We start from the raw sequence: 24,366 nt of genomic DNA, 5'->3' as shown, positions 1-24,366 counted from the left end.
TTTTACGCTCCTTTAATCTTTTTTCTTATTTTTTACAAACCGAGTATATGTTAAAAATGTAAAATGCAAAAGCATAGTAATGTTAAAACTATGTAAAAAGATTTGTTTTAAACCATTATTTTCTTTACGTAAATGTCATATTACATTATTTATAAGAAAGCAAGGTTTTGCACATTGTAATTTGTCGGGTAATGTGCTATACTATAAATAAAGAAATATAGATGGAATCAATTATTGTAAGTATCAAATTAATGGAGTGAATGTATCATGCAGTTAGCGGAACGACTGAAGCTGTTAACCGAAGAAGAAGGACTTTCATCAAGAGAAACTTCCGCCGCATCCATGGTCCAGAAGATTCTGAAAGAAATGGAAATTACTAGTTATATTGATGGATACGGTAATGTGCACGGGTTTTTGCCCGCAGAGGAAGAATGTGCAAAAACAGTATTATTGGAAGCACATATAGATCAAATTGGATTAATGGTTTCAGGAATTGACGAAAAAGGATATTTGAAATTTGTTAACTTGGGCGGTGTAGATGAACGAATTTTATATGGAATGGAAGTAATGGTCCTGACTGATCCACCGCTTTATGGTGTGATTGGAGGTTTTTTGCCGAAAAAAAAGGAAAAGGAAGAGGCAAAAAACGCTTCTGTACAGGACCTAAGAATTGACATTGGTTTTTCCAGAGAGGAGAGTGTAAAAAAAGTACATGTAGGGGATTATGTACGTCTTAAAGGAAATACCTGCAGTCTACTTGGCAATCGCATAAGCGGTGCTGCGATGGATAACCGCGCTGGAATGGTAGCTATCCTTTCTGCATTGGAACAAACTAGGAAATTAAAACGTGTTTATCATACGGATATTTTGTTTTCCACCCAAGAAGAACTAGGGCTCCACGGTGCCTATACCGGTGTGGAAGCAGATAAGACAGATTTTGCTATTTCTGTGGATGTTACCCATGGAGAAACCCCAGATAGTTCGGAAATCACAGGTGTTTTTCCTCTTGGATGTGGTGCTGTAATTTGCCGCGGTCCCAATTTTAAGGATGACTATACGCAGCAATTGATTCATCTCGCGAAAGAAAAAAATGTTTCACATGAAATCGAAGTAGCTTCCGGTGGCAGTGGTACAACAGCTTGGGCGATTCAAACAATAGGAAGTGGTATACCGGTTATGCTTGTGTCTATACCACTTCGTTATATGCACACCAATGTAGAAACACTGGATATTCGGGATGTGCAAGCGGTTTCGGATTTGTTAGCAGCAGTGTTAACGGGAGGAATGAATCTTGATGAATGAACTTCAAAACTATTATGGTGTATCTGGGCGGGAAGATTCCATTTGTTCCTTTCTATATGAACGCCTATCGCCGCTGAGTGATGATACGGTAAAAGATTCTATGGGTAATCTTCATTTTTATAAAAAGGGAACTGGAAAATCTGCAAAAAAAGCAGCTGTTATCGCATATATGGATGAACCTGGAATTATAGTGACTCGTATTACCGAGGATGGATATTTAAAATTTGAAACCATTGGCCATTTAACGCCGGCTGGTTTGATATCAAAAAAGGTAATTCTAAATGGCATTCGGGGTATTATTTCCCTTAAAGCAGTGCATTTGACAAGCAAACAGGAACGTTCAATTCCGGTGAAACTTTCCCAACTTTTCATTGATATTGGAGCATCTTCTCGTAAAGAAGCTGAGGATTTTGTTCAAATTGGTGACCATGGAGCATTGGAGGAAGATGGCAGAACGTTTGGAGATGGCTATATAAAAGGGCATGCTTTGGGAAGCAGAGCAGGATGCGTTATTGCGGAAAATGTTCTGCGCCAGCGTTATCCATTTAATTTGCATGTGATCATTACGGTTCAAAGAGAGGTGGGTTGTCGTGGTATTCAGACGGCTTCCTGGAAATTGAGTGCAGACCGGGTGATTATATTAGATGCCGAAACAGCACAGAGCTATGATAAAGTTTCTGAAAAATTTCCGGAATTAGGGAAAGGGGCTGTGATATTAACTGCATCAGGCTCTGGCTTGGTAAATCCTCGGTTAATTCAGCCCGTAATAAACAAAGCAGAGGAAAGGCAATTAAAATATCAGCTTTTTGCTTCAAAGGATAAAGGACAGGAAGAGGTATTGTATCAAAGAGGATATGGAGATAAGACATTAACGTTTTGTATTCCGGTGCGTTATAAAGATACAGCATGCCAAGTGGCGCATATGGATGATATAGATTCTATGAAAAATTTGACACAGATTGCTTTGATGCAAGTAGTTTCGGAGGAGGTAGCAAATGACACAGACAAATGAAGGCAATATAAAAAGTTATGCAGATCACTTTTTCCTTTCTGCTGATTTTACAATACAGTTGAAACAAAGAATACAAAATGCAAGTCAGGAAATTTCAATGCCTGACGGTATCGTATGTCATAAACAAGGGACAAATGGAAAAAAATTTTTATTTTTATTTCGGCTTTTGCCAAATGGGGTGATTTTGCAGAAGGAAGAAGATAATAGATATGGGGTTGGATTTTTAAGTGGCACCAACGAAGAAGCAATGTATGGTCAAGTCCTGTATCATAATAAAAAAGAAGCGGGGATTATTAGAAAAGAAAATGACCAGATTTTTTTACAAATTTTTCCTGAATGTACATGCAAAACAGGAGATATATGCGAGTTAAAAGCACAATTAATCTGTAAAGGCAATATGCTTTATGGAAGCAATCTAACATCTATTATTTCTAGTTATTTATGGGAAAATTGTGTAAATAAATTAAATAATATTGAAAAGGAAATATACTTTACACTTGTAAATGAAGCGATTTGTGGAACAGGTGGATATCTTGAAGCTGTGAAAATCATAAATCCGGATTATACTGTTCTGATTTCCTGCGTGCCAGATCAGGAAGGATGCAAAATGGGAGATGGCCCGGCTTTGGCTTTAAAAAATGGTAATGCCGTGATAGGGCTTGAAATGAAAAAGAAATTTGAGACCATCGCAAAAAATGCGGACCTTATGTTTCAGAATTTTGTTGGCAAAACAGACAAAACTGCCGAATTACTGAGTATTTGCGGAACCCGAGAAGGTTTTGCTGAAATATGTATTCCTGTTCGGTATGAAAACCAGTTATTTGCCGAAAGTGACTGGAAAGATGTTGAAAAAACTCTAAACTTTCTATTGAAAATTATATATGAGTTATGATATAATATCTCTTATGTCATATCGGCATATGTAAATTTTGTGCTGAACCAACAAAAATGTTAGGGGGAGAATTATGACTTCGGTTGGAATTAATATTCTGATTATAGGTATTTATGTTTTGTTGATGGTTGCTGTCGGCATTTATTGTATGAAACATGCAAAAGATGTTAACGGTTTTTTGCTTGGCGGCAGAAACTTAGGACCTTGGCTTTCCGCGTTTGCTTACGGAACCTCTTTTTTCTCTGCAGTGATTTTTATTGGGTATGCGGGAAAAAATGGATGGAATCTTGGAATTTCTGCCATTTGGATTGGTATTGCTAATGCTGTGGTAGGCTGTCTGGTTTCCTGGCTTGTTTTAGCACGGCGTACCCGCAGCATGACACATCGGCTGAACGCAAAAACAATGCCGGAATTTTTTGAAGGACGTTACTGTGACAAGGGGATGAAAATTTTTTGTGCTATTGTAATTTTTATTTTCCTGACACCTTATGCTGCATCCGTATATATGGGGCTAAGCTATTTGTTTAATGCAGTTTTTTCCGCTGTTCCATATATATGGTGGATGATCATAATGGCTGTTTTGACAGCACTGTATCTTACTTTGGGTGGATATATGGCTACTGTATTGACAGATTTTATCCAAGGGTTGATTATGATTGTAGGCATTATACTTGTCGTCTGGTTTGTGCTGAAAAATGATGTGGTAGGAGGTTTCTCAAATGGAATCTATCAGCTTTCACAGATACCGGAAACCGGTAAGGACTTAACCAGCTGGTATGGTGGAAAAAATTGGTTTGATTTGATTGCACTCATGGTTTTAACAAGTTTAGGCACCTGGGGACTTCCACAAATGATACATAAATTTTATACTGTTAAGGAAGGACGTTCCATTAAAGAAGCAGCAATTATTTCTACCTTTTTCGCTATGCTGATTGGCGGTGGTGCATATTTTATTGGTGCTTTTGGAAGATTGTTCCTGCAAAATACATTGCCTGCTGAGGGGTATGATGCAGTGATGCCTATGATGCTTAGTAGTGCGCTCCCAGCGGTAATGATGGGGATTTTATTAGTTTTGATTCTTTCAGCGTCTATGTCAACGCTTTCTTCTGTTGTGATGACCTCCAGCAGTTCCCTAACCATTGATTTGGTAAAAGGGCATTTTGCACCAAATATGTCCGAAAAAGATACCTTGGGATTGATGCGTATCCTATGCGTTGTATTTGTTGCGCTTTCGTTTGCCATTGCCGCTTTCAAGCCCAAAGAAATTATTACTTTGATGTCTTTTTCCTGGGGAACAGTTGCCGGTACGTTTATTGGACCATACGTTTGGGGATTGTACAGTAAAAAAATAACTCGGCTTGGAGCATGGAGCGGTATGCTTTTGGGATTTTTAACTTCAATTGTACCTGCTGTTGTTTCCGGTTTTAATGCCCAGTATGCGCCTGCCTTCGGAATGTTTGCCATGGTAGTTTCTTTGGTAATCACTCCCTTGGTAAGTCTATATACACCAAAATATACCAGTGAATTTATAAAGGAGATTTTTGACTAATGATTTGGGAAAAAGAGATAGAATGTTGTGACCATAAAAAAATTGAGGAGATTCAGCTGACACGGTTGCGGCATATGGTGGAAAAAGCCTACTGCAACGTACCGTTTTATCAAAAGAAACTGGATGAAGCAGGGGTTCGTCCTGAAGATATTAAAACATTAGATGATATCAAACATATACCGTTTACTACAAAAACAGATATGCGGGATCAATATCCGTTTGGCTTATTTGCGGAGCCAATGAAAAATATTTCCAGAATTCACGCGTCTTCAGGTACCACTGGCAAACCCGTGGTCGCTGGGTATACGAAATCTGATATTGAAAACTGGGCAAATGCTATTGCAAGAATTGCTACTGCGGCAGGCGTGACAGATGAAGATATTGCCCAGGTTGCTTTTGGATATGGATTATTTACCGGTGGCTTCGGCCTTCATTATGGACTTGAGAAGCTTGGAGCCGCATTAGTGCCAATGTCAAGCGGAAACACCCAGAAACAGATTATGCTGATGCAGGATTTTGATGTTACCACTTTAATTGCGACCCCATCTTATGCTATGTACATATCTGAAGTCATTGCAGAAATGGGGATACCCCGTTCCAACTTCAAATTAAAATATGGATTATTCGGTGCTGAAGGAATGAGTGAAGAAATGCGCCGAACGCTGGAAGAGAGATACGGCGTTTTGGTAACAACCAATTACGGTCTTACCGAAATCAGCGGACCAGGTGTCAGCGGGGAATGTGAATATAAATGCGGACAGCATATCAATGAAGATATGTTCTTTGTTGAAATTATTGATCCGAACACGGGAGAGGTTTTGCCCTATGGAGAAAAAGGAGAAGTGGTCATTACTACGTTAACCAAAGAAGCTATGCCGGTTCTCAGATACCGGACACGGGATATTTCCTATTTGATTCCTGAGCCTTGTCAATGTGGAAGAACGACTTGGCGGCTGGCAAATATTCAGGGACGGACGGACGATATGCTGATCATCAAAGGAGTAAATGTTTTCCCGTCTCAGATCGAAAGCGTTGTTTTGGGATTCCCGCAAGTTAGTCCCAATTATCAACTTATTGTCAGACGTAAAAATATGATGGATAACCTGGAAGTTGTAGTCGAATTGATTGATGGCAGCCTTCTTGAAAAGTTTAGTGAAATAGAAAAATTAGAAAAACAAATTGCTGATAAAATTCATAGTGTCCTAGGGTTGCGTGTAAAGCTACGGCTTGCAGAACCCAAATCAATTGAAAGAACGACAGGAAAATCCAAACGTGTGGTTGATCTGCGCGGACAGGAATAGAAATAAAACGAGGTGAGAAATTTGGAGAAAAAATTATTGTTGGGCAATGCAGCAGTTGCCCGAGGGCTTTATGAAAATGGAGTAACGGTAGCTTCTGCTTATCCCGGCACACCCAGCACAGAAATTCTGGAAAATACCGTAAAATATAAGGAAGTATATGGTGAATGGGCGCCGAATGAAAAGGTAGCTCTTGAGGTAGCGATTGGCGCTTCTGTTGCTGGAGCAAGAGCCTTTTGTGCGATGAAGCATGTAGGGCTAAATGTAGCTGCAGATCCTTTATTTACAGTCGGTTACACTGGTGTAAATGGCGGCTTGGTAATTGCTGTAGCAGATGATCCGAGTATGCATAGCTCCCAGAACGAACAAGACAGCCGCCATTATGCGAAAGCGGCCAAAATTCCAATGCTGGAGCCTTCTGACAGCCAGGAATGTAAGGATTTTACCGCAGCAGCATATGATTTAAGCGAGCAATTTGATACTCCGGTATTGTATCGGTTAACGACTCGTGTCGCACATTCTCAAAGTATTGTAGAGCTGAACGATCGTAAAGAAATTCCTTTAAAAGAATACGAGAAAAATATTGGAAAATATGTTATGATGCCTGGAAATGCTATGCGCAGGCATCCCGAAGTGGAGGAACGGATTAAAAAATTGACCGTTTATGCAGAAACTTCGCCGCTAAATAAGGCAGAATATCATAGCAGTCAAATTGGCATCATTACATCTGGAATGTGTTATAATTATGTCAAGGAAGCGTTTGGCGAATCGGTTTCCGTTTTAAAACTAGGTATGGTTTATCCTTTGCCGGTAAAGCTTATTCAGGAGTTTGCTTCCAAAGTTGATAAACTTTATGTAGTAGAAGAACTAGATCCTTTTATTGAAGAACACTGCCGCAGTATAGGTGTTTCTGTCATTGGGAAAGAACTATTTCCACTGTGTTATGAATTTAGCACCCGACAGATCCGTACATTAATTACCGGAGAAGAGGGTGTTCCGTTTACTACACCAGAAGAACCAGTTCCTGTTCGTCCGCCTGCACTTTGTCCAGGATGTCCCCATCGTGGTACTTTTTACGTTTTGAAAAAAATGGGACTTCATGTTTGCGGTGATATCGGCTGTTATACTTTGGGTGCGGCTGCACCGTTAGGCGCAATGGATGCTGTGGTGTGTATGGGCGCGAGCATAGGTATGTCTTTTGGAATGGAGCTTGCCCGCGGTAGAGATTTTGCTAAAAACACTGTTGCAGTCATCGGGGATTCTACCTTTATCCATTCCGGTATTACCGGGTTGATAGAAGTCGCATACAATAAGGGGATAAGTACAGTACTTGTTCTTGATAACTCCATTACTGGAATGACAGGACATCAGGATAACCCGACTACTGGAAAAACTTTGCAGGGGGAAGCCACTGTATCGGTGGATCTTGAGGCTTTGGGGCATGCTGTTGGCATTCGTCGTGTTTCCGTTGTAGATCCCTTTGATCTTACTGGTTTAGAAACAACAATTAAAACAGAGCTGGAAGCGCAGGAACCTTCTTTGATTGTGGTACAGAGGCCGTGCGCTTTATTGAAGAATGTTAAATTTCCAGGACCAATTCAGATTGACAGTGAAAAATGCAAACGTTGCAAAGCCTGCATGAAACTGGGATGTACGGCAATCTCCGATAAAGGGGATCATTTAGAAATTGATCAGACACTTTGTAATGGCTGCGGACTGTGTAAAAATGTTTGTAAATTTGACGCGATCGGATAAAAGGAGGGAATTTTAGTGGCTTTGTCTATTATGATTGTTGGAGTCGGCGGGCAGGGAACTTTACTTGCAAGCCGAATTTTAGGTAATCTTGCTATGGCAGATGGTTACGATGTAAAGGTTTCGGAAGTACATGGTATGTCACAGCGTGGTGGTTCAGTAGTTACATATGTGAAATATGGAGAAAAAGTCTATTCTCCGATTATTGATCAAGGGGAGGCAGATTTGATTCTTGCTTTTGAAGAATTGGAAGCATATCGTTACTTACCTTATTTAAAAAAAGGTGGGAAGATCATATGCAATGCACAGGAAATTGATCCTATGCCAGTCATTACCGGAGCAATGGAATATCCACAGGAAATTTTAAGAAAAATAAAGGAAAAAGATATTCAGCTGATTTCGGTAGACGCTGCAGCCCTTGCGATGCAAGCCGGAAATATTAAGACGGTCAACGTTGCCTTAATCGGTGTATTGTCCAAATCTATGGATGTACCGGAAGAAAATTGGATTCGGACATTAGAAACAACGGTGCCTGAAAAAGCTTTGGATGTCAATATTCGTGCTTTTCGGTTGGGCAGAGAACTGGCATAAATAATATCAAGTATTTATAAAGGAGGAAACATCATGTTTATCAAACAAATATCTGTTTTTATGGAAAACCGTCCAGGGCGGCTGGCTGAAATTACCCAAGTACTTTCCGACAACAATATTGATATGCGCGCCATCAATATTGCAGATACGACAGATTTCGGTATTTTACGCATGATCGTAGATGATGCGGAAAAGGCAGAAAAAGTTCTGCGGGAGAACAATATGACTGCAAGTGTAACCGATGTGCTTGCTGTCTCTATTGATGATACTGTAGGGGCATTCAGCAAAGTGATTGCCTTGTTGAAGGAAGAAAACATCAGTATTGAATACATTTATTCTTTTATAGGAGAAAAATCGGCAAAGGCAGTGATCGTGATTAAAACCAATGATGCCGAACGTTCTTTTCAGCTTTTGCAGCAGGGCGGTATCCACGTTTTGTCTTCTGACGATTTGAATAATCTGTCTTATGCAAAATAACACGTCAATATTTGATGCATATGTAACATCGGCATTTGATATTCAACCAGAAACAGTCCATCTTATGCATCAAACAGAAGAAGATTTTGAAGATGTTTTTCGAAGAATTGATGAAACTGCAGCTGTCAATCAACTTCGTGTGTTAAAAGCTTTTCAAAAACATAAAATTTCTTATGCGCATTTTGGTGAAACATCCGGTTATGGGTATGATGATCTTGGACGAGATGCCTTGGATGCGGTATATGCGGATATTTTTGGGGCAGAAGACGCACTAGTCCGTCATAATATTGTAAGCGGGACTCAGGCGATTGCCAGCTGTTTATATGGTATTTTACGTCCAGGAGATACAATGGTATCTTTGGCCGGGGGACCTTATGATACACTTGAGGAGGTCATTGGCCTGCGTGGTGAAACGGACAGTGGTTCGTTAAAAGATTTTGGAGTTCATTATGAACAGATAGAACTTTTACCAGATGGCACTCCTGATTATCATGGCATTAGCGAATTTTTTACTCGAAAAAAATGCAAATTGGCTTTAATCCAGCGTTCGCGTGGATATAGCTGGAGAGATTCTCTTACCGTAGAAGAAATAGAAAAAATGATTACCGCCGTAAAAGCGGCTGACACAGATGTGGTATGTCTTGTGGACAATTGCTACGGTGAATTTGTCGAGGAAAAAGAGCCTACCCATGTAGGCGCTGATTTAGTGGTTGGGTCTTTGATTAAAAATGCAGGCGGCAGCCTGGCACTTAGCGGCGGATATATTGCCGGGCGGCATGATTGTATCGAAAAAGTGGCGTGCAGGCTGACAGCTCCTGGCTTAGGCAGGCATACAGGTGCAAGCCTGGGATTTAACCGGAATATGTATCAGGGATTATTTTTTGCTCCGCATGTAACAGCACAAAGCCTAAAAACTGCTGTTTTATGCGCCGGAATGTTTAGCAAACTAGGATTTCCTGTTTGTCCTGCGCCGGATGCTGTACGCAGTGATATTATTCAAGCAGTACGGCTTGAATCACCTACACGCTTGATTGCGTTCTGTCAGGCTATTCAAAAGGGTTCACCAATTGATAGTTTTGTAACTCCAGAGCCTTGGGATATGCCGGGCTATGAACATCCAGTTATTATGGCAGCTGGTGCGTTTGTGCAGGGTGCGTCTATTGAACTTTCTGCTGACGCCCCGATTTGCTCGCCGTATATTGCCTACATGCAGGGAGGCGTTGTCTATGATGCAGCAAAAATTGGAATTTTGAAAGCTGTAGATGCTATGAACGAGGTGAATTAAGCATGCCGAAAATGTGTGTGTTAGAAGAAGGCAAAATTTGCAATGAATGTGGAGAGTGTGATTATTGTGATTTGAATCCTTTTAAAAAATGCGATAATTGTGGTCGTTGTCTAGAAACAGGAGAAGAGTACCGTGAAATAAAGATTGACGGAGTGGTTCTTCCTGGACAACAAAAGGGAAAACACTGCAAAAAACAAGATCAATAAGACATACATGATTTTAAATACTTGATAAGAGAGCCGTCGGTAAATAGTCATTATTTACGGCAGCATCTTTTTTATACTTAAACTTGCTGGTGACGATGGAGAATAGATAACAAACGAAAGAAACAGATGTTTTTTCCACACAAAAATATGAATAGACATAGAAAGGAAAAGGTTATTATGCTGGAAAAAATGGGCGAATTTTTTGATCACCGTTTAAATGAATACGAAGAGCATCAGTTCAACTGTATTGCCTATGCAAAAGAATTTTATTTGTTTACGGCTCATTCCCTTCCGAGAAAGGTAAATGCCCGGATACTTGATCTTGGATGTGGAACGGGGCTTGAATTAGAACCGTATTATGAATGGAATCCATCTGCGCAAATTACAGGGATTGATCTTGCGCCGGGAATGCTTCAAGTGTTGAAAAATAAATTTCCAGACAAGAAATTAAATCTGATTGTAGGTTCTTATTTTGATGTCCCGATGGGAATAAAAATTTTTGACGCTGCTGTTTCAGTGGAATCTCTACATCATTTTACATTAGAAGAAAAAATTTTTCTTTATCAAAAGGTGAAAGATGCCTTAAAACCAGAAGGCTATTTTATTCTAACAGATTTTTTTGCCCTTTCTAATGAAGAAGAATGGTCTTGCAGGAAAGAATTAGAACGTTTGAAAAAAATGCAGGGAATTAAAGATGAGGTGTTGTATCATTTTGATACACCCTTAACAGTTTTGCATGAAATGAATGCTTTGCGGCAAGCAGGATTTCAAAAGGTTGAACTTTTAAATTCCTGGAATGCAACTCATACGATAAAAGCAATACGATAAAAAGAATAAATTTTCATGACAAAGAATTGATATTTTTTTGCAAAGATTTTGTAGCACAAAAAAGGTTCTTGTGCTATACTGAAAAAATGTAGAAAAAATATAAAAAAGGAGAATGGAAATGGGAACAGATATTTTAAATCAATTCAAAGAAAATCAAGAACATAAAGAAATTGACATGAGCAAAAAACTCCGGATAGGAATTATTGGTACCGGTTGGATTGCTGACGCGCATATTGTTGAATATAAAAAAATGCCAGATATAGAAATAGTTGCAGGAGCTGATTTGGTTCCCGGCAAAGCCGAGGCTTTTTTTAAAAAATGGGATGTAGAAGGTGTAAAATGCTATCCTGACCATAAATCTATGCTGGATGCAGAAGAGCTGGATGCAGTAAGTATTTGTACATATAATATGACACATGCTGAATGTGCAATTTATGCATTGCAAAAAGGTGTTAATGTTTTACTGGAAAAACCAATGTGTGTTACCATTGAAGAAGCCGTTGATATTTGCCGCGCAGAAAGAGAAAGTGGAAAAATAATTTCGATTGGGTTTCAACCCCGTTTGGATCCCAACATGCAGATGATTAAGAAAATTGTAGAGTCCGGAGAATTGGGAAAAGTTTATTATATCCAAACCGGCGGTGGCCGTCGGCGTGGAATTCCAACGCCTTTCGGTACCACATTTATTGACGCTAAAACAGGTGGCATTGGCGCTTTGGGTGATATTGGATGTTATTCTTTGGATATGGTGCTGAATGCAATTGGTTATCCAAAGCCTTTGACAGTTTCCGGCTATAAATCAGATTATTTTGGTACACGGCCTTCCACCTATCCGACGCATCCGGAATATGCAAAAGTGTTCGGTGTAGACGACTTTGCTGCTGCGTTTATTCGTCTTGAAGGAGACATTATTCTGGATTTCAGAATTTCCTGGGCAATGAATATGGATACTGCCGGTGATACTTTGATTTTAGGAACAGAAGGCGGGCTTAGAATACCATCCACTGAATGTTGGAATGGTACGGTAGGTGGTCCTATGAAAATTTATCACGAAGTTGCTGGAGAGCAGGTAGAAACCGAAATTCCGATTATTAAACAACAAGGTGAAGGACTGTTCTATGATAAGATCCGTTCTTTCTTGGATGCAATCAAAGAAGGTGGTACAGCACCGGTACCAACCAGTCAGATTATTTATAACCAAGCTATTTTGGATGGTATTGTCAAATCCGGAAAATTGGGACGCGAAATCGAAATTACCATTCCAGAAATATAAGACTAGAAATATAAGAAAGGAAGTTTTTTCTATGAAAAAATTTAAAGTTGGTCTGCAGCTATATTCGATTCGGGATGAAATGGAAAAGAATATGGATGCTGCTTTGAAGCGCGTTAAGGAAATTGGTTATGATTATGTTGAGTTTGCGGGTTTTTTTGATCATAGCGCTCAAGAAGTAAAGGAAATGCTGAATCGTTATGACCTAGAATGTGTATCTGTTCATCAAGGACCAGAATGTTTTTTAAATGAAGGTCAAAAAGCAGTTGATTTTTTGAAAGTAATTGGTGCCAAGTATTGTGCAATTCCTCATTATGATGTGAATCGTCTAGCGGGGACTCCGGGTTGGGAGGAAACTGTGAAGAACTTTACAGAAGCCGGAAAACTCCTAAAGCAAAATGGAATTCAGCAGTTGTATCATAATCATGATTTTGAATTTAATAAAGCAGACGGAAAGTTTCTTCTGGACTGGTTGTATGAAACGATCCCAGCCGAATATCTTCAGCCGCAGATTGATACCTGTTGGGTACATTATGCAGGATATGATCCGGTTAAATATCTCTTGAAATACGCTGGAAGAATCAAGGTAGTACATCTAAAAGATTTTGTGTGCGAAAAATTTGGAAATGGACCAGTATATGAATTAATTGGAAAAGCAGATGAAAGTAATGCAAGTAGAGATGATAACGGTTTCCGTTTCCGGCCGGTCGGTCATGGTGTACAAAATATGCCGGCTATTTTGGAAGCAGCTGACAAAGCTGGAGCTGAAATAGTTATTGTTGAACAGGATCTTTCTTATGATCAACCTTCAATGGAAGCTGCTAAAGAGAGCCGTGAGTATTTAAAAAATCTTGGATTATAATATAGGCTTTCTGCGTTCACCTTGGTGCACCTATAAAACGGTGTACTAAGGTGATTTCATATAAGAATTACCGATATTGCTTTACTATAGATATCTATTTTATAAAAAGATAAAAAAATTCCAAAAAAACACTTGACATTCGCCGTAAATTCTGGTAGAATAACGCTTGTGCTCATTGAGAGTGATGGTCTTTTATGACAAGGAAATTTGCATATGGCGGTATAGCTCAGTTGGCTAGAGCATACGGTTCATACCCGTAGTGTCACTGGTTCAAATCCAGTTACCGCTACCAACTTCCGCTTCTGCGGAATTGCGGCTCCTTGGTCAAGTGGTTAAGACTCCGCCCTCTCACGGCGGCTACAGGGGTTCGAATCCCCTAGGAGTCACCAGTTAATCCCCCCGCAATCCTTACGGATTGTGGGGTTTTTTATAGCACATTTTCTAACCTATTATACCAATTTATAAATAATAACCTATCTATTTTTTGTAATACTTTTTCATTTAAATCATATATATACTAAAAAGGATGATGATGATGAAAGAAAAAGTAGAAAATAAAATGATACAAAAAAAATTACCATTAAAAATTTGCGGATATGATATTGAACGGGAGAGCGGTAAAGAAAAAATGGAAGATTGTATTAGAAATTTAATTATATCAAAGCAAAAATGAAATAAAAGGCTGGGGATTTTAAAACTCCTCGGCCTTTTTATTAAAATAACATTAGAGGTGGTAGATCATGCCAAAATATTATGCAGCGGCCTACTGTAGGATTTCAAGAGAAGATGGGGATAAAACAGAGCGTGATTCTTTAAAAAACCAAAGAGAACTTATTTTACATTATGTAACAAAACAAAATAACATACATCTTGCAGACTTTTATTCTGATGATAATTTTTCTGGAACAAACTTTAACAGACCTGAATTTATCCGAATGTATCAGGATATTGTAAATGGAAAAATCAATTGTGTTATTGTGAAAGATCTTTCTCGGTTTGGAAGAGATTATATTGATGTGGGAAATTATCTGCAAAAAATTTTCCCTGCATTTGGAGTAAGATTTATTGCAATTAATGATAATGTAGATTCATTAACCGGACAGTATAGTATGATTACGCCTATTCAAAATATTTTTAACGAACAATATGCCAGGGATATATCTGGAAAAATTATCTCAACTTTTAGAAATAAACAGGAATTAGGGATGTTTATGGGTGCATTTCCTTCATATGGGTATCAGAAAGATCCAAATAATAAGTATAAGCTTATTATTGATCCATATCCAGCTTCCATTGTAAAAAAAATCTTTAAACTGTTTTGTGAAGGTTGTGGTAAAATAAAAATTGCAGATATACTCAATCATGAAGGGATACTGTGCCCCTCGGAATATAAAAAAGCAATAGGTGAAAATTATACTAACAGTCACAAACTGGGCAAAACTACTTACTGGACATACAGTACAATCAATACTGTTTTAAAAAATGAAATATACATTGGCAATATGGTACAGCATAAAAATAATTGTAGTAAATTTCATTACGGTTCTGCTTTGGTAGAACCAGAAAAATGGATTCGAGTGGAGAATACGCATGAACCTATTATTGACCGCGAAACATGGATATTAACGCAAGATTTGTTGAAAAGACGTGCCAGGCAGCTTCCTTTAAATCAAAATGTTTCACTCTTTGCAGGTTTTCTGTCTTGCGGTGATTGTGGCAGGGCAATGACAAAAACAAAATGGGGCAGTAAAATATGGTATACGTGTGGTACCCATAAAAGGTATAAAGGGGTTTGTACACCTCATTCAATTTCTGAAAATGTATTAGTTGATATTATTTTGCAGGACATAAATTATATTTTACAAAGTAAAACAATATATCAGAAATGTATAAAAGAAGAGTTGGCTAAAGCAGAAGCAAAAAAAATATGCAATTATCATATAGAAAATCAATTATCAAATTTAGAAATACAATTAAATAAAATTAAACATTTTAAAAAAGTAAGCTATGAAAACTATTGCCAAGGCATTCTATCTAAGACAGATTTTCTTGACTATAAATCAGATTACGAACAGCAGGAAGAAAAATTGAAAAAACTGATACTCGAAATGCAGCAACAATGTACAAAAAATGTCAAAACAGCGGAGCCTCCCTTTATTCACCAATTCAATCAACATTTAGAGATCCTACAATTAGACCGATTAATTTTAGGGGCATTTTATGAAAAAATACATATTTATGAGGGCAAAAAAATTAAGCTACAATATAAATTTAGAGACCTTCCTAATTAACTGTTACCTTGGGGGAATGAAGACACACAGCAATTAATTGATATTCTTGGAAAATATAATGTTAAAGCAACTTTTTTTGTTGTGGGACAGTGGGTGGATAAATTTCCGGAATCAGTAAAAGCGTTGTCCGATGCCGGGCATGAAGTAATGAATCATTCTGACACGCATCCACATATGACACAGATGTCAAAAGAAGCAATGAAAGCAGAAATTGAAGCTTGCAATCAAAAAATTGAACAAGTGACAGGAAAACGCCCTAATTTACTTCGTGCACCATATGGTGATTATAATGACACTGTAGTCCAGGCTGCAAGAGAAACTGGCTGTTATACCATCCAGTGGGATGTAGATAGTCTGGATTGGAAAAATCTTTCCGCACCTGAAATAACCAAACGCGTCACCGAAAAAATAAAACCAGGATCTATTGTCCTGTTTCATAATGCGGCTCTTCATACTCCAGAAGCTTTACCTGATATTTTGGAGAAATTACAGGGTGAGGGTTATTGCTTTGTTCCAATTTCTCAATTGATATATTATGAAAATTATTCTATTGATCAAGCAGGGAAACAGTGTTATCAAAATACAAATGAATAAAACTTATCATGTGCCGCATCATTTTTGCAGCTTGCGTTTGTGCAGGCTGCTTTTCTATGATAAATGTATAAAGATGTATTGACCTTTCATGATGAGTATGCTAAAATATTTTTATTATACATATCTTTTGTGCCGGCACTGCGGCGGAGGAGGTTTATATGACAAACCAAAAGAAAAACAGCGAAAAAGGCCGAAGGCGCCGAGAATTAATGCAAAACTTTTCTAAAGACCGCCGAAGTATGTCTATTTTATATATTATACTGACTTGCATTGTTTTAGGAGTTCTTGTAGGACAATTTTTTTCGCAGAATTATGAAAATTGCTTTACATGTATTCTTACTTTAATTTTATTTTTAATTCCTTCCTTTGTGGATCGAAAATTAAAAATTACATTACCACATACCTTAGAAGTCATTATTGTTTTATTTATTTTTAGTGCAGAAATTTTAGGTGAAATTCGTGCTTTTTATTTAAAGATCTCATGGTGGGATACTATGCTGCATACCATGAATGGTTTTTTAATGGCGGCAGTGGGGGTGTCTATGGTTGACATCTTTAATCAGAGTGAACGCTTTAAATTTGAACTTTCTCCCTTTTTTGTTGCTCTTGTTGCCTTTTGTTTTTCTATGACGATTGGTGTTCTATGGGAATTTTTTGAATTTGGCATGGATGCTTTGACACTGACCGATATGCAAAAAGATACTGTTTTAAACACTATAGCCACTGTTAATTTAAACCCAGACGGAGAAAATATTCCTATTGTCATACGTGGTATAGAGGATGTGATTGCAGTAGGCCAAAATATGACTGTGAATGAAAATCCTGAGTCGTCATACGCCTTTGGCCTGGGTGGTTATCTCGATGTAGGTATTTATGATACTATGAAAGATTTAATTGTTAATTTTATTGGTGCAATTGCTTTTTCTGTTATTGGCTTCTTTTATATCAAAAGCCGAGGAAAAGGTACTTTTGCCCAGCGGTTTATTCCACGTCTGAAGCGCCATATGGAGGCATCTGATTTAGAGCAAAAACATACAGAGCGCTGCGGAAATAGTTAATATGTTTCACATGAAATACAACCCATAAAAGTAAAATATTGTAATTTATTATATTTTTAAAATGATTTTTATATAAACTTGTCGAATTGGAAGAAAACTGGTATAATAGCATAGAAGAAAGGAGGAATGCATATGAGTCAAAAATATCATTTGACAAAAAAAGATTTTTTTCTTCTTGCGGTAACTGGAATTTTAATATTGGTGACAATTTTAGCGTGCACTTTATTTTGGTATTGGGTGAATGAACCGGGTATACCTGTTTATATGTATCACTGCATTGATGAAAATCCCAGAGAAGGGGATGCAGAGTTATATGTAACACCAGAAGCATTTGAAGCGCATATTCAATATCTCAAGTCGCAGGGATACACACCGATTTTTGCAAATGAGATTCAAAATGTCTCCGGATACGATAAACCAGTCGTGATTACCTTAGATGATGGTTATGAGGACAATTATACTAATGCATTTCCCATTTTAAAAAAATTGAAAGCAAAAGCAACTATTTTTATGGTTGGTTCTTATATTAATAAGCCAGAATATTTAAAACCTGAGCAAATTAAGGAGATGTCAGACAGCGGTTTTGTCAGTATCCAGAGTCATACCTGGAATCATGTGAATTTAGCAAAATTGCCGGTTCAGGAAATAGATGAAGAATTGCAAAAATCAAAAGATGCGGTTGAAAGTATTACTGGAAAACCGGTTGAGGTTATTTCCTATCCTGGAGGCTTTTATGATCAAACCGTGATTAAACATGTAAAAAAATTTTTTAATCTTGCATATTCTGTAAATTCTTTGAATTTAGGTTATGATCCGTGTTTTGAAATCAGCCGTGGCGGTGTATACCGAAGCACAGCACTTTGGTCGATAGAAGGCAGCTTAAAATATCAAACCCGATCACGGCTTAAAAGGGTTGTACAAAAATTTAGAGAACAATTTGACGATTTTTTTGATTTGAAAGAAGACAATTTTGCTACTTAACGGAGGAATTGAATTTGGAAAAATGGGAACTTCACTGCCATACAGCAGAGGTCAGCAAATGTAGCCAGGTTTTGGCAGAGAAAATGGTAAGCATCTATATTAAAATGGGATACGATGGAATTGTGGTTACCGATCATTTTAATCAAGGTACCTTTGAAAATTTAGAGTCTGCTTCGGTTGAAGAAAAAATTAATTTCTTTTTGAATGGATATTATAATACAATTCGTGCAGCAAAAAACAGAATAAAAGTTTTATTGGGAATGGAGCTTTGCTGTGGCTCGTCTAATGATTATTTAATTTACGGGATTAACAAGACATTTTTAAAACTTTTAGCGACAAATAGCATTGATTTAAGGAAACTATCCATCAAAGAAGTTTCTGATTTAGTTCATCAAAACAATATGCTTCTGATACAAGCACACCCATTCAGAAATGCCATGACGATCATACCACCAGAATTGTTGGATGGAATTGAAACATTTAATGGAAATCCAAGGCATGCGTCCAGAAATGATATTGCATATGCTTGGGCTGAGAAATATAATTTAGTTGCAACCAGCGGTTCGGATTTTCATAATATTGGTGATGCAGGACGAGGTGGTATTATTGTTCCTGGCGTTATTCAAAATCAAGCAGATTTGATTCAGGCTATTTTATCACACCCCAAACATATTATTACGAAAGATGGATTTTCTCACATATAAAAATACAAGCAGGAAAATGAATCTATAGAGAAACCCTGCTTGTATTTTATAATATAGTTTTTAATCAGATCAAAATGTTGTTTACAAAAAAGTTTTCATTTTTTCAATATTATCCTGTTCTCTCTTTACTTGGTCTTTGGCGAAGGATAGAACTTCCTTATCATCACCAGTATAGTCATGAATTTGCCTTGTTAACTTTGTAATGCCCATTGTGCTTCCTTCTATCACCATTTCCGCAAGCTGAGAGTCGGTAGGATCTTTTAATGCACGCATCCAGCTAGTAATGTCTGCCATCATTTTGGGCATCATTCGTGCGTTTTCACTTTTTTCACCTCGCGCTTCAAGCATTTGTTCACTGAGGTCACATGCACCTTGATACTCCTTAATTTGCGACTGTACAGCTTGAGTAAAATCAGCGCTGTGTGATAAATCTAAAATATGATTCAAACTGTCTCGAGCCATATCCGCGTTTTGATGGATGTGATTCAATATTTCTATTTCCTGCATTTTTTTGTTCCTTTCTGCCGTTCCGCAGCGGCCAAGATCTGATACGGAAAAAATTTGATTTATGTTTATAACCATAGCATTTCCTAAAAAATGAAAAAAATACCATAAAATATTCCGGTCCCTATATCTTTTTGCAATAAGGATTTTTCTTGTTTTTTTTGAAAGAATATGTTATAGTAAATCTAACAGAAATGGAGAGGAAGATGAAAATGAAAAAAGGCTGGATTATTGTGGTATGTATTATTGCAGTTATTGTTTTGATAACAATAGGTTGTGTCAGCAATTACAACGGCTTAGTAGAAGAACGTGAAAAAATTGACGGCTTGCTTGCTAATATTGATACACAGCTTCAACGAAGGAATGATTTGATTCCCAATTTGGTAAGTACTGTACAAGGTTATACAGATCATGAAAATGAAGTTTTAACCCATATTGCTGATGCTCGGTCGAAGTTAGCTGGAGCACAGACCACGGAAGAAAAAAGCAAAGCAGACAGCGAATTGAGTAGTGCATTAAGCCGTTTGCTTGTTGTAGTAGAAAACTATCCCCAATTGAAAGCAGATACACAGTTTATCGCTTTGTCGGATGAACTTGCCGGTACAGAAAACCGGATTGCGGTAGCCAGAAAAGATTATAATGATGCGGCTCAGCAATATAATGCCATGATAAAAAAGTTTCCCAAAGTCATATTTGCAAATTTATTTGGTTTTGAAAAAGCCGAATATTTTGAAGCAACTGAAGGCGCGGAGCAGGTGCCGCAAGTCAGCTTTGATTAACAACAAACATCGACCAATCCATATAAAAATTTAATTTTCTCTTATGTTTTTTTTGCTGTGCAAATAAGAGAAAACAACAAGTACCTATGGCCGTGCACAGCGGCAGATTGGAGATCGTAATGAAACGAATTCTTTGGATATTGCTTTGTTCCTACTTGATCCATCTGTCGGTTTTTGCAGATGTTGCACAGGAGCCGCCAAGGTTGTTCTATGCAGCCGATTTTGCTGGTGTACTATCGAATGAAACGGAAAATTTTATTGTAGAACAATCCGCCGCATTGGCAGAAACAACTGGAGCGCAAATCGTCGCGGTTACTGTTTCGGATTTAAACGGCCGTGATGTTATGGATTATGGATTAGATATTTTACGCAGTTGGCAAGTTGGAAGCGAAAAAAACAACGGTATTGTCATTCTAGTTTCTACCGGCGACAGAAAAATTGGCGTTAATGTGGGATATGGTTTGGAAGGCGTTCTGAATGATGCAAAAATTGGACGTCTGATAGATGTTTGTGCCATCCCTGCATTAAATGAAAATAATTATGATACAGGCATTTACCAGTTGTATAACGCGCTGTTGAGCGAAGTATACCAGGAATATGGATTGACGGTTCCTCAAAATGTCCAATCTTTGGCGGATTATGAAAAGAATTCCAAAGAGGAAGAAGAACCAGGTGCGGGTGTAATTATTGGGGTTTTAATATTGGTTTTTTTACTGAGCTTTTTTACTCGTCATATGGGGCCTCCAGGAGGCGGCGGACGGTATTATCGCCGCCGTGGATTTTACGGCGGTTATTTTGGAGGCGGCGGCTTTGGAAGTTCTTCCGGCGGAGGATTTGGCGGTTTCAGCGGAGGTGGCGGCAGTGGCGGAGGCGGTGGTGCTTCCCGAGGATTTTAAAAATATATAATAATATGTTAAAAACACCATATGGCATCCATATGGTGTTTTTATGATAAATTTTCGTCTAGCTTTTGAAGGAGAATACGTCGTATCAATTTGGGATCTCCAGAACCATTTAGTAATTTCATAGTTTGTCCAATAAAGAATCCAATCGTTTTAGAATTTCCATTGTAAAAATCTGTTGCCGCTTTCGGATTTTCAGCAATCACGGTTTCTATCGCGTCATTAATTTGCACTGTGTTGTTGTTCAAAGCCAGTCCATGTGATTGAATGAAATTTTGTAAATCTATGTTTTTGTCCAATAGCACTTGGGTAAGCTGACGAACACCTTCTCTGTTTATTTTTCCTTTTTCCATCAAGATAAGTAGTTCTGCAGCTATTTTTGGGGTTAAGCATGTTTGCAACAATTCTTTTTTACTGCTGCGGAGAAAATGCAAGACATCGGTTAGAATCCAACCTGCTGCTTTTCGGGCTGATACATTATGATCCACAACTGAGAGAAAGAAAGAATATAGATCAGGAGCAGCACTGAGTGATGCAGCATTTTCTTCCGATAGACCCAAAGACAGACAATGTTCTTTTCTTGCATCAGGCAGTTCGGGCAGCCTTTCTTTTATTGCGGTGACCCAATTTTCATTTAAACACAGGGGTGGAAGGTCCGGCTCGGGAAAATAACGATATTCTGCGGTATTTTCTTTAACTCGCAAGGACTCAGTTTTTCCCGTGTTTTCATTCCAACGTCGGGTTTCCTGCAAAATGGATTTGCCTTTTTTGATCAAAGCAGTCTGACGGTGAAATTCTGCGTCAGCAGCTTGAATCACCGATCGAAGGGAATTAAGATTTTTTATTTCAGTGCGGGTTCCAAGTTGGGAGCTACCTGTCTGACGGCAGGATATATTAATGTCCGCTCGAAGAGAGCCTTCCTGCATTTTACAATCACAAATGTCTAGACATAAAAAAATCTCCCTGAGGGCTTTGATGAATTCCGAGGCTTCCAAACCAGATACAAAGTCTGGCTCGGTTACGATCTCGATCAAGGGAACTCCACTCCGGTTATAATCACAGTAGCTTTCTGTGGAACTACGGTCATGAATCAATTTACCCGCATCTTCCTCTAAATGAATTTCACGGATCCGAATTTTTTTCTTAGGAAAAAGTGGAGAGATAAGAAATCCGTTGCGGCACAAAGGCGCATAAAGCTGTGAAATTTGATAGGCCTTAGGCAGATCCGGATAAAAGTAATTTTTGCGGTCAAAACGAGTATAACGGGAGATTTCACAATGAAGGCTGAGACCTGCCATGATAGCATAAATCAACGCAGTTTGGTTCAAGGCAGGAAGCGCACCTGGCATACCGGTGCACACCGGACAGCATTGTGTATTGGGCGGCGCGCCAAAGGCAGTACTGCAACCGCAAAAAAGTTTACTTTTCGTTTTGAGCTCAGCATGAATTTCTAATCCGATGACACATTGTAACTGCAAGATTGATTCACCTCCGGAGATTGCAAATGAAAATCAGATACATTCTGAAAAGCTTCAACTGCTTGAAACAACAGCGCTTCTTCCATATCCGGTGCAATCAGTTGGATACCTACCGGCATATACGAATGGGTTAGACCACCTGGAAAACAAATTGCTGGCAATCCTGCAAGATTGACACCAACGGTATGTAGATCGCTTTGATACATTTTAACAGGCTCTTGAAGCATTTCCCCTATTTTGGGTGCAGTAGTCGGCGCTGTTGGAGTTAATATGAGATTGCAGTCTTCAAATGCTTCTTGAAAGGCTTTGCGTATTAGATTGCGTGCTTTTTCTGCCTTTCGGTAATAGTCATCAAAATGTCCGGAAGAAAGTACAAAACTTCCTAAAAGAATCCGTTGCTTTACTTCAGCACCAAGTTTTTCCGATCGAGTACGGCAAAGCTGCTTGTTTAAGGTAACAGCAGGGGTTCTTTCCCCATATTTCCAGCCATCATAACGTCCTAGATTGGAAGATGCTTCTGCACAGGCTAAAATATAATAAGCTGCTACTGCTTCACGAGTATATGAAAGCTTTGTCCATTTGACAACAGCTCCCATGGATGTAAAAATTTGTGCAGAATTTAAAATACATTGTTGTATTTCAGGTTGGGCTGCTTGCAATAAATTTTCTGGTATACCAATAACAAGATCTCTTACACCTTTTGCTTTAGAAAAAATAGATTTACCATTTCGGCTGGTGAAATCAAGTTTGTCTTGACCACATATAATGGATAAAATGGCCTGGCAATCAAGAGCGCTTCTGGCCATGGTTCCGATCTGATCCATGGAAGAAGCATAGGCAATCAGGCCACGGCGGGATACTCTGCCATAAGATGGTTTTATACCTGTAATACCACAGTGTGAGGCCGGTTGGCGAATACTTCCGCCTGTATCAGTGCCAAGTGCGCAAAAAACACTTCGGGCAGCTACAGCTGCTGCCGAGCCACTGGATGAACCACCAGGAACATACAACGGATTCCAAGGGTTTTTGACTGGTCCAAAAAAGGAAGTTTCTCCTGTAGAACCCATGGCGAATTCGTCCATATTACTTTTACCCAAAATCAGCATCCCAGCAGTTTTCATTTTTTCAATGACATATGCATCATAAGGAGGAATAAAATTGAGTAGAGCTTTAGAAGCACATGTCGCAGGTATGAAGCGTGTACATATATTATCTTTAATTAGGACAGGTACGCCGGCGAGGGGAGAAGAAAGCATACCTTTTTCAATCTTTTCCTGGAGTAATGCAGCATCTTTTTGCACTTGATCCCAATCGATGGTTATAACCGTATTAAGAAACGAGGTTGCTTCTAAACGCTGGTGAAGAGCATCTGTTACTTCCAGAACAGAGCAGAGACCTTTTTTTAATGCATTGCCTAAATCTAATGCTGAGTAATTCAAAATATTCATGATATTCTCCTATTTTATGGTTTTGGGAATAATAAAATAACTGCCGTCTGTCTGCGGCGCATTTTGAAGAATATCCTCTCGGCAAAAAGATAGCCTTACTTCATCCTGACGCAGTTCAGCAGCTGAAAAAAAGGTTTCACGATCGTTTTCGTCATCCAGGGGAAGACTTTGCAGAATTTCCATGCTTTCTAAAACTGCGGTCAAATTTTTAGATACAGCTGCCATTTCATTCTCGGAGAGTTCAAGGGCAGAAAGCTGAGCCAAGTTACTGACAAGTTCATGATTCATATTCATAAAAAATCT

25 protein-coding genes and 2 tRNA genes are annotated in these 24,366 nt (G+C 38.5%); 23 read left to right on the top strand and 4 right to left on the bottom strand.

Annotated elements, in window-relative coordinates:
* Window positions 1-267: 267 nt before the first annotated feature.
* The 21 genes from INF28_RS04230 to INF28_RS04130 all read left to right on the top strand — a co-directional run bounded on the left by INF28_RS04230 (window position 268) and on the right by INF28_RS04130 (window position 18,952).
* Window positions 268-1,302 carry a zinc-binding metallopeptidase family protein gene (locus INF28_RS04230; RefSeq protein ID WP_226392224.1) on the top strand — a complete coding sequence of 345 codons (1,035 nt, stop codon included), beginning with the start codon at window positions 268-270 and terminating at the stop codon, window positions 1,300-1,302.
* Window positions 1,295-2,314, top strand: a complete 1,020-nt coding sequence (locus INF28_RS04225) for a M42 family metallopeptidase (protein ID WP_226392223.1) — start codon at window positions 1,295-1,297, stop codon at window positions 2,312-2,314. Before INF28_RS04230 ends, INF28_RS04225 begins: the two co-directional genes overlap by 8 nt.
* Complete coding sequence (locus tag INF28_RS04220) at window positions 2,298-3,206, top strand: zinc-binding metallopeptidase family protein (protein WP_226392222.1); 909 nt, start codon at window positions 2,298-2,300, stop codon at window positions 3,204-3,206. Before INF28_RS04225 ends, INF28_RS04220 begins: the two co-directional genes overlap by 17 nt.
* 73 nt (window positions 3,207-3,279) lie before the next feature.
* Complete coding sequence (locus INF28_RS04215) at window positions 3,280-4,755, top strand: sodium:solute symporter family protein (RefSeq protein ID WP_226392221.1); 1,476 nt, start codon at window positions 3,280-3,282, stop codon at window positions 4,753-4,755.
* Window positions 4,755-6,056, top strand: coding sequence for a phenylacetate--CoA ligase family protein (locus tag INF28_RS04210; RefSeq protein ID WP_226392220.1), 1,302 nt, complete (start codon window positions 4,755-4,757; stop codon window positions 6,054-6,056). Before INF28_RS04215 ends, INF28_RS04210 begins: the two co-directional genes overlap by 1 nt.
* A gap of 21 nt (window positions 6,057-6,077) precedes the next feature.
* Window positions 6,078-7,808 (top strand): indolepyruvate ferredoxin oxidoreductase subunit alpha, encoded by a 1,731-nt coding sequence (gene iorA / locus INF28_RS04205; RefSeq protein WP_226392219.1) that lies wholly within the window; start codon window positions 6,078-6,080, stop codon window positions 7,806-7,808.
* Window positions 7,809-7,838: 30 nt separating this feature from the next.
* Window positions 7,839-8,396, top strand: a complete 558-nt coding sequence (locus tag INF28_RS04200; protein WP_226392253.1) for an indolepyruvate oxidoreductase subunit beta — start codon at window positions 7,839-7,841, stop codon at window positions 8,394-8,396.
* Between the two features lie 33 nt (window positions 8,397-8,429).
* On the top strand, window positions 8,430-8,873 hold the full coding sequence (locus tag INF28_RS04195) for an ACT domain-containing protein (RefSeq protein WP_226392218.1): 444 nt from the start codon (window positions 8,430-8,432) through the stop codon (window positions 8,871-8,873).
* A 64-nt stretch (window positions 8,874-8,937) separates the two neighbouring features.
* Window positions 8,938-10,158, top strand: coding sequence for a methionine gamma-lyase family protein (locus INF28_RS04190; protein WP_226392217.1), 1,221 nt, complete (start codon window positions 8,938-8,940; stop codon window positions 10,156-10,158).
* A 2-nt stretch (window positions 10,159-10,160) separates the two neighbouring features.
* Window positions 10,161-10,364 (top strand): hypothetical protein, encoded by a 204-nt coding sequence (locus INF28_RS04185; protein ID WP_226392216.1) that lies wholly within the window; start codon window positions 10,161-10,163, stop codon window positions 10,362-10,364.
* A gap of 147 nt (window positions 10,365-10,511) precedes the next feature.
* The gene (locus INF28_RS04180) at window positions 10,512-11,192 is read left to right on the top strand and encodes a class I SAM-dependent methyltransferase (RefSeq protein WP_226392215.1); all 681 of its coding nucleotides are present in this window, start codon (window positions 10,512-10,514) and stop codon (window positions 11,190-11,192) included.
* Window positions 11,193-11,310: 118 nt separating this feature from the next.
* Window positions 11,311-12,465 carry a Gfo/Idh/MocA family protein gene (locus INF28_RS04175; protein ID WP_226392214.1) on the top strand — a complete coding sequence of 385 codons (1,155 nt, stop codon included), beginning with the start codon at window positions 11,311-11,313 and terminating at the stop codon, window positions 12,463-12,465.
* Window positions 12,466-12,496: 31 nt separating this feature from the next.
* A complete protein-coding gene (locus tag INF28_RS04170; protein ID WP_226392213.1) occupies window positions 12,497-13,324 on the top strand; it encodes a sugar phosphate isomerase/epimerase family protein in 828 nt (275 codons plus the stop codon).
* A gap of 215 nt (window positions 13,325-13,539) precedes the next feature.
* Window positions 13,540-13,616 (top strand) — tRNA-Met (locus tag INF28_RS04165).
* 22 nt (window positions 13,617-13,638) lie between these two features.
* A tRNA-Glu gene (locus tag INF28_RS04160) sits at window positions 13,639-13,713 on the top strand.
* A gap of 146 nt (window positions 13,714-13,859) precedes the next feature.
* Window positions 13,860-13,997 carry a hypothetical protein gene (locus INF28_RS04155; RefSeq protein ID WP_226392212.1) on the top strand — a complete coding sequence of 46 codons (138 nt, stop codon included), beginning with the start codon at window positions 13,860-13,862 and terminating at the stop codon, window positions 13,995-13,997.
* Window positions 13,998-14,064: 67 nt separating this feature from the next.
* Complete coding sequence (locus INF28_RS04150) at window positions 14,065-15,615, top strand: recombinase family protein (RefSeq protein WP_226392211.1); 1,551 nt, start codon at window positions 14,065-14,067, stop codon at window positions 15,613-15,615.
* Window positions 15,616-16,209: a polysaccharide deacetylase family protein gene (locus INF28_RS04145; protein WP_226392252.1), complete on the top strand. Its 594-nt coding sequence runs from the start codon at window positions 15,616-15,618 to the stop codon at window positions 16,207-16,209.
* A gap of 158 nt (window positions 16,210-16,367) precedes the next feature.
* Entirely contained in the window at window positions 16,368-17,267 is a 900-nt protein-coding gene (locus INF28_RS04140; protein WP_226392210.1) for a hypothetical protein, read from the top strand.
* A 132-nt stretch (window positions 17,268-17,399) separates the two neighbouring features.
* Window positions 17,400-18,248, top strand: a complete 849-nt coding sequence (locus tag INF28_RS04135; protein WP_226392209.1) for a polysaccharide deacetylase family protein — start codon at window positions 17,400-17,402, stop codon at window positions 18,246-18,248.
* A gap of 14 nt (window positions 18,249-18,262) precedes the next feature.
* A complete protein-coding gene (locus tag INF28_RS04130) occupies window positions 18,263-18,952 on the top strand; it encodes a PHP domain-containing protein (protein ID WP_226392208.1) in 690 nt (229 codons plus the stop codon).
* A gap of 81 nt (window positions 18,953-19,033) precedes the next feature.
* Here the strand turns inward: INF28_RS04130 and INF28_RS04125 are convergent, their stop codons facing one another.
* Window positions 19,034-19,459 (bottom strand): hypothetical protein, encoded by a 426-nt coding sequence (locus tag INF28_RS04125; RefSeq protein ID WP_226392207.1) that lies wholly within the window; start codon window positions 19,457-19,459, stop codon window positions 19,034-19,036.
* Between the two features lie 203 nt (window positions 19,460-19,662).
* Here INF28_RS04125 and INF28_RS04120 point away from each other — a divergent pair, with 203 nt between their 5' ends.
* Both INF28_RS04120 and INF28_RS04115 read left to right on the top strand, forming a co-directional pair.
* Window positions 19,663-20,235, top strand: coding sequence for a LemA family protein (locus tag INF28_RS04120; protein WP_318961721.1), 573 nt, complete (start codon window positions 19,663-19,665; stop codon window positions 20,233-20,235).
* A 119-nt stretch (window positions 20,236-20,354) separates the two neighbouring features.
* Window positions 20,355-21,131: a TPM domain-containing protein gene (locus INF28_RS04115; protein WP_226392206.1), complete on the top strand. Its 777-nt coding sequence runs from the start codon at window positions 20,355-20,357 to the stop codon at window positions 21,129-21,131.
* Between the two features lie 50 nt (window positions 21,132-21,181).
* Here the strand turns inward: INF28_RS04115 and gatB are convergent, their stop codons facing one another.
* From gatB to gatC, 3 genes are read right to left on the bottom strand one after another with little or no spacing between them, the layout of a single operon-like run.
* On the bottom strand, window positions 21,182-22,615 hold the full coding sequence (gene gatB / locus INF28_RS04110) for an Asp-tRNA(Asn)/Glu-tRNA(Gln) amidotransferase subunit GatB (RefSeq protein WP_226392205.1): 1,434 nt from the start codon (window positions 22,613-22,615) through the stop codon (window positions 21,182-21,184).
* Entirely contained in the window at window positions 22,588-24,063 is a 1,476-nt protein-coding gene (gatA, locus tag INF28_RS04105) for an Asp-tRNA(Asn)/Glu-tRNA(Gln) amidotransferase subunit GatA (protein ID WP_226392204.1), read from the bottom strand. Before gatA ends, gatB begins: the two co-directional genes overlap by 28 nt.
* Before the next feature lie 9 nt (window positions 24,064-24,072).
* Window positions 24,073-24,357: an Asp-tRNA(Asn)/Glu-tRNA(Gln) amidotransferase subunit GatC gene (gene gatC, locus INF28_RS04100; RefSeq protein ID WP_226392203.1), complete on the bottom strand. Its 285-nt coding sequence runs from the start codon at window positions 24,355-24,357 to the stop codon at window positions 24,073-24,075.
* Between the last annotated feature and the right edge of the window lie 9 nt (window positions 24,358-24,366).

The organism is Ructibacterium gallinarum (assembly GCF_014982785.1).
In the GTDB taxonomy this organism is placed as follows: domain Bacteria; phylum Bacillota; class Clostridia; order Monoglobales; family Monoglobaceae; genus Ructibacterium; species Ructibacterium gallinarum.
This window is presented reverse-complemented; position numbering and strand designations above follow the sequence as displayed.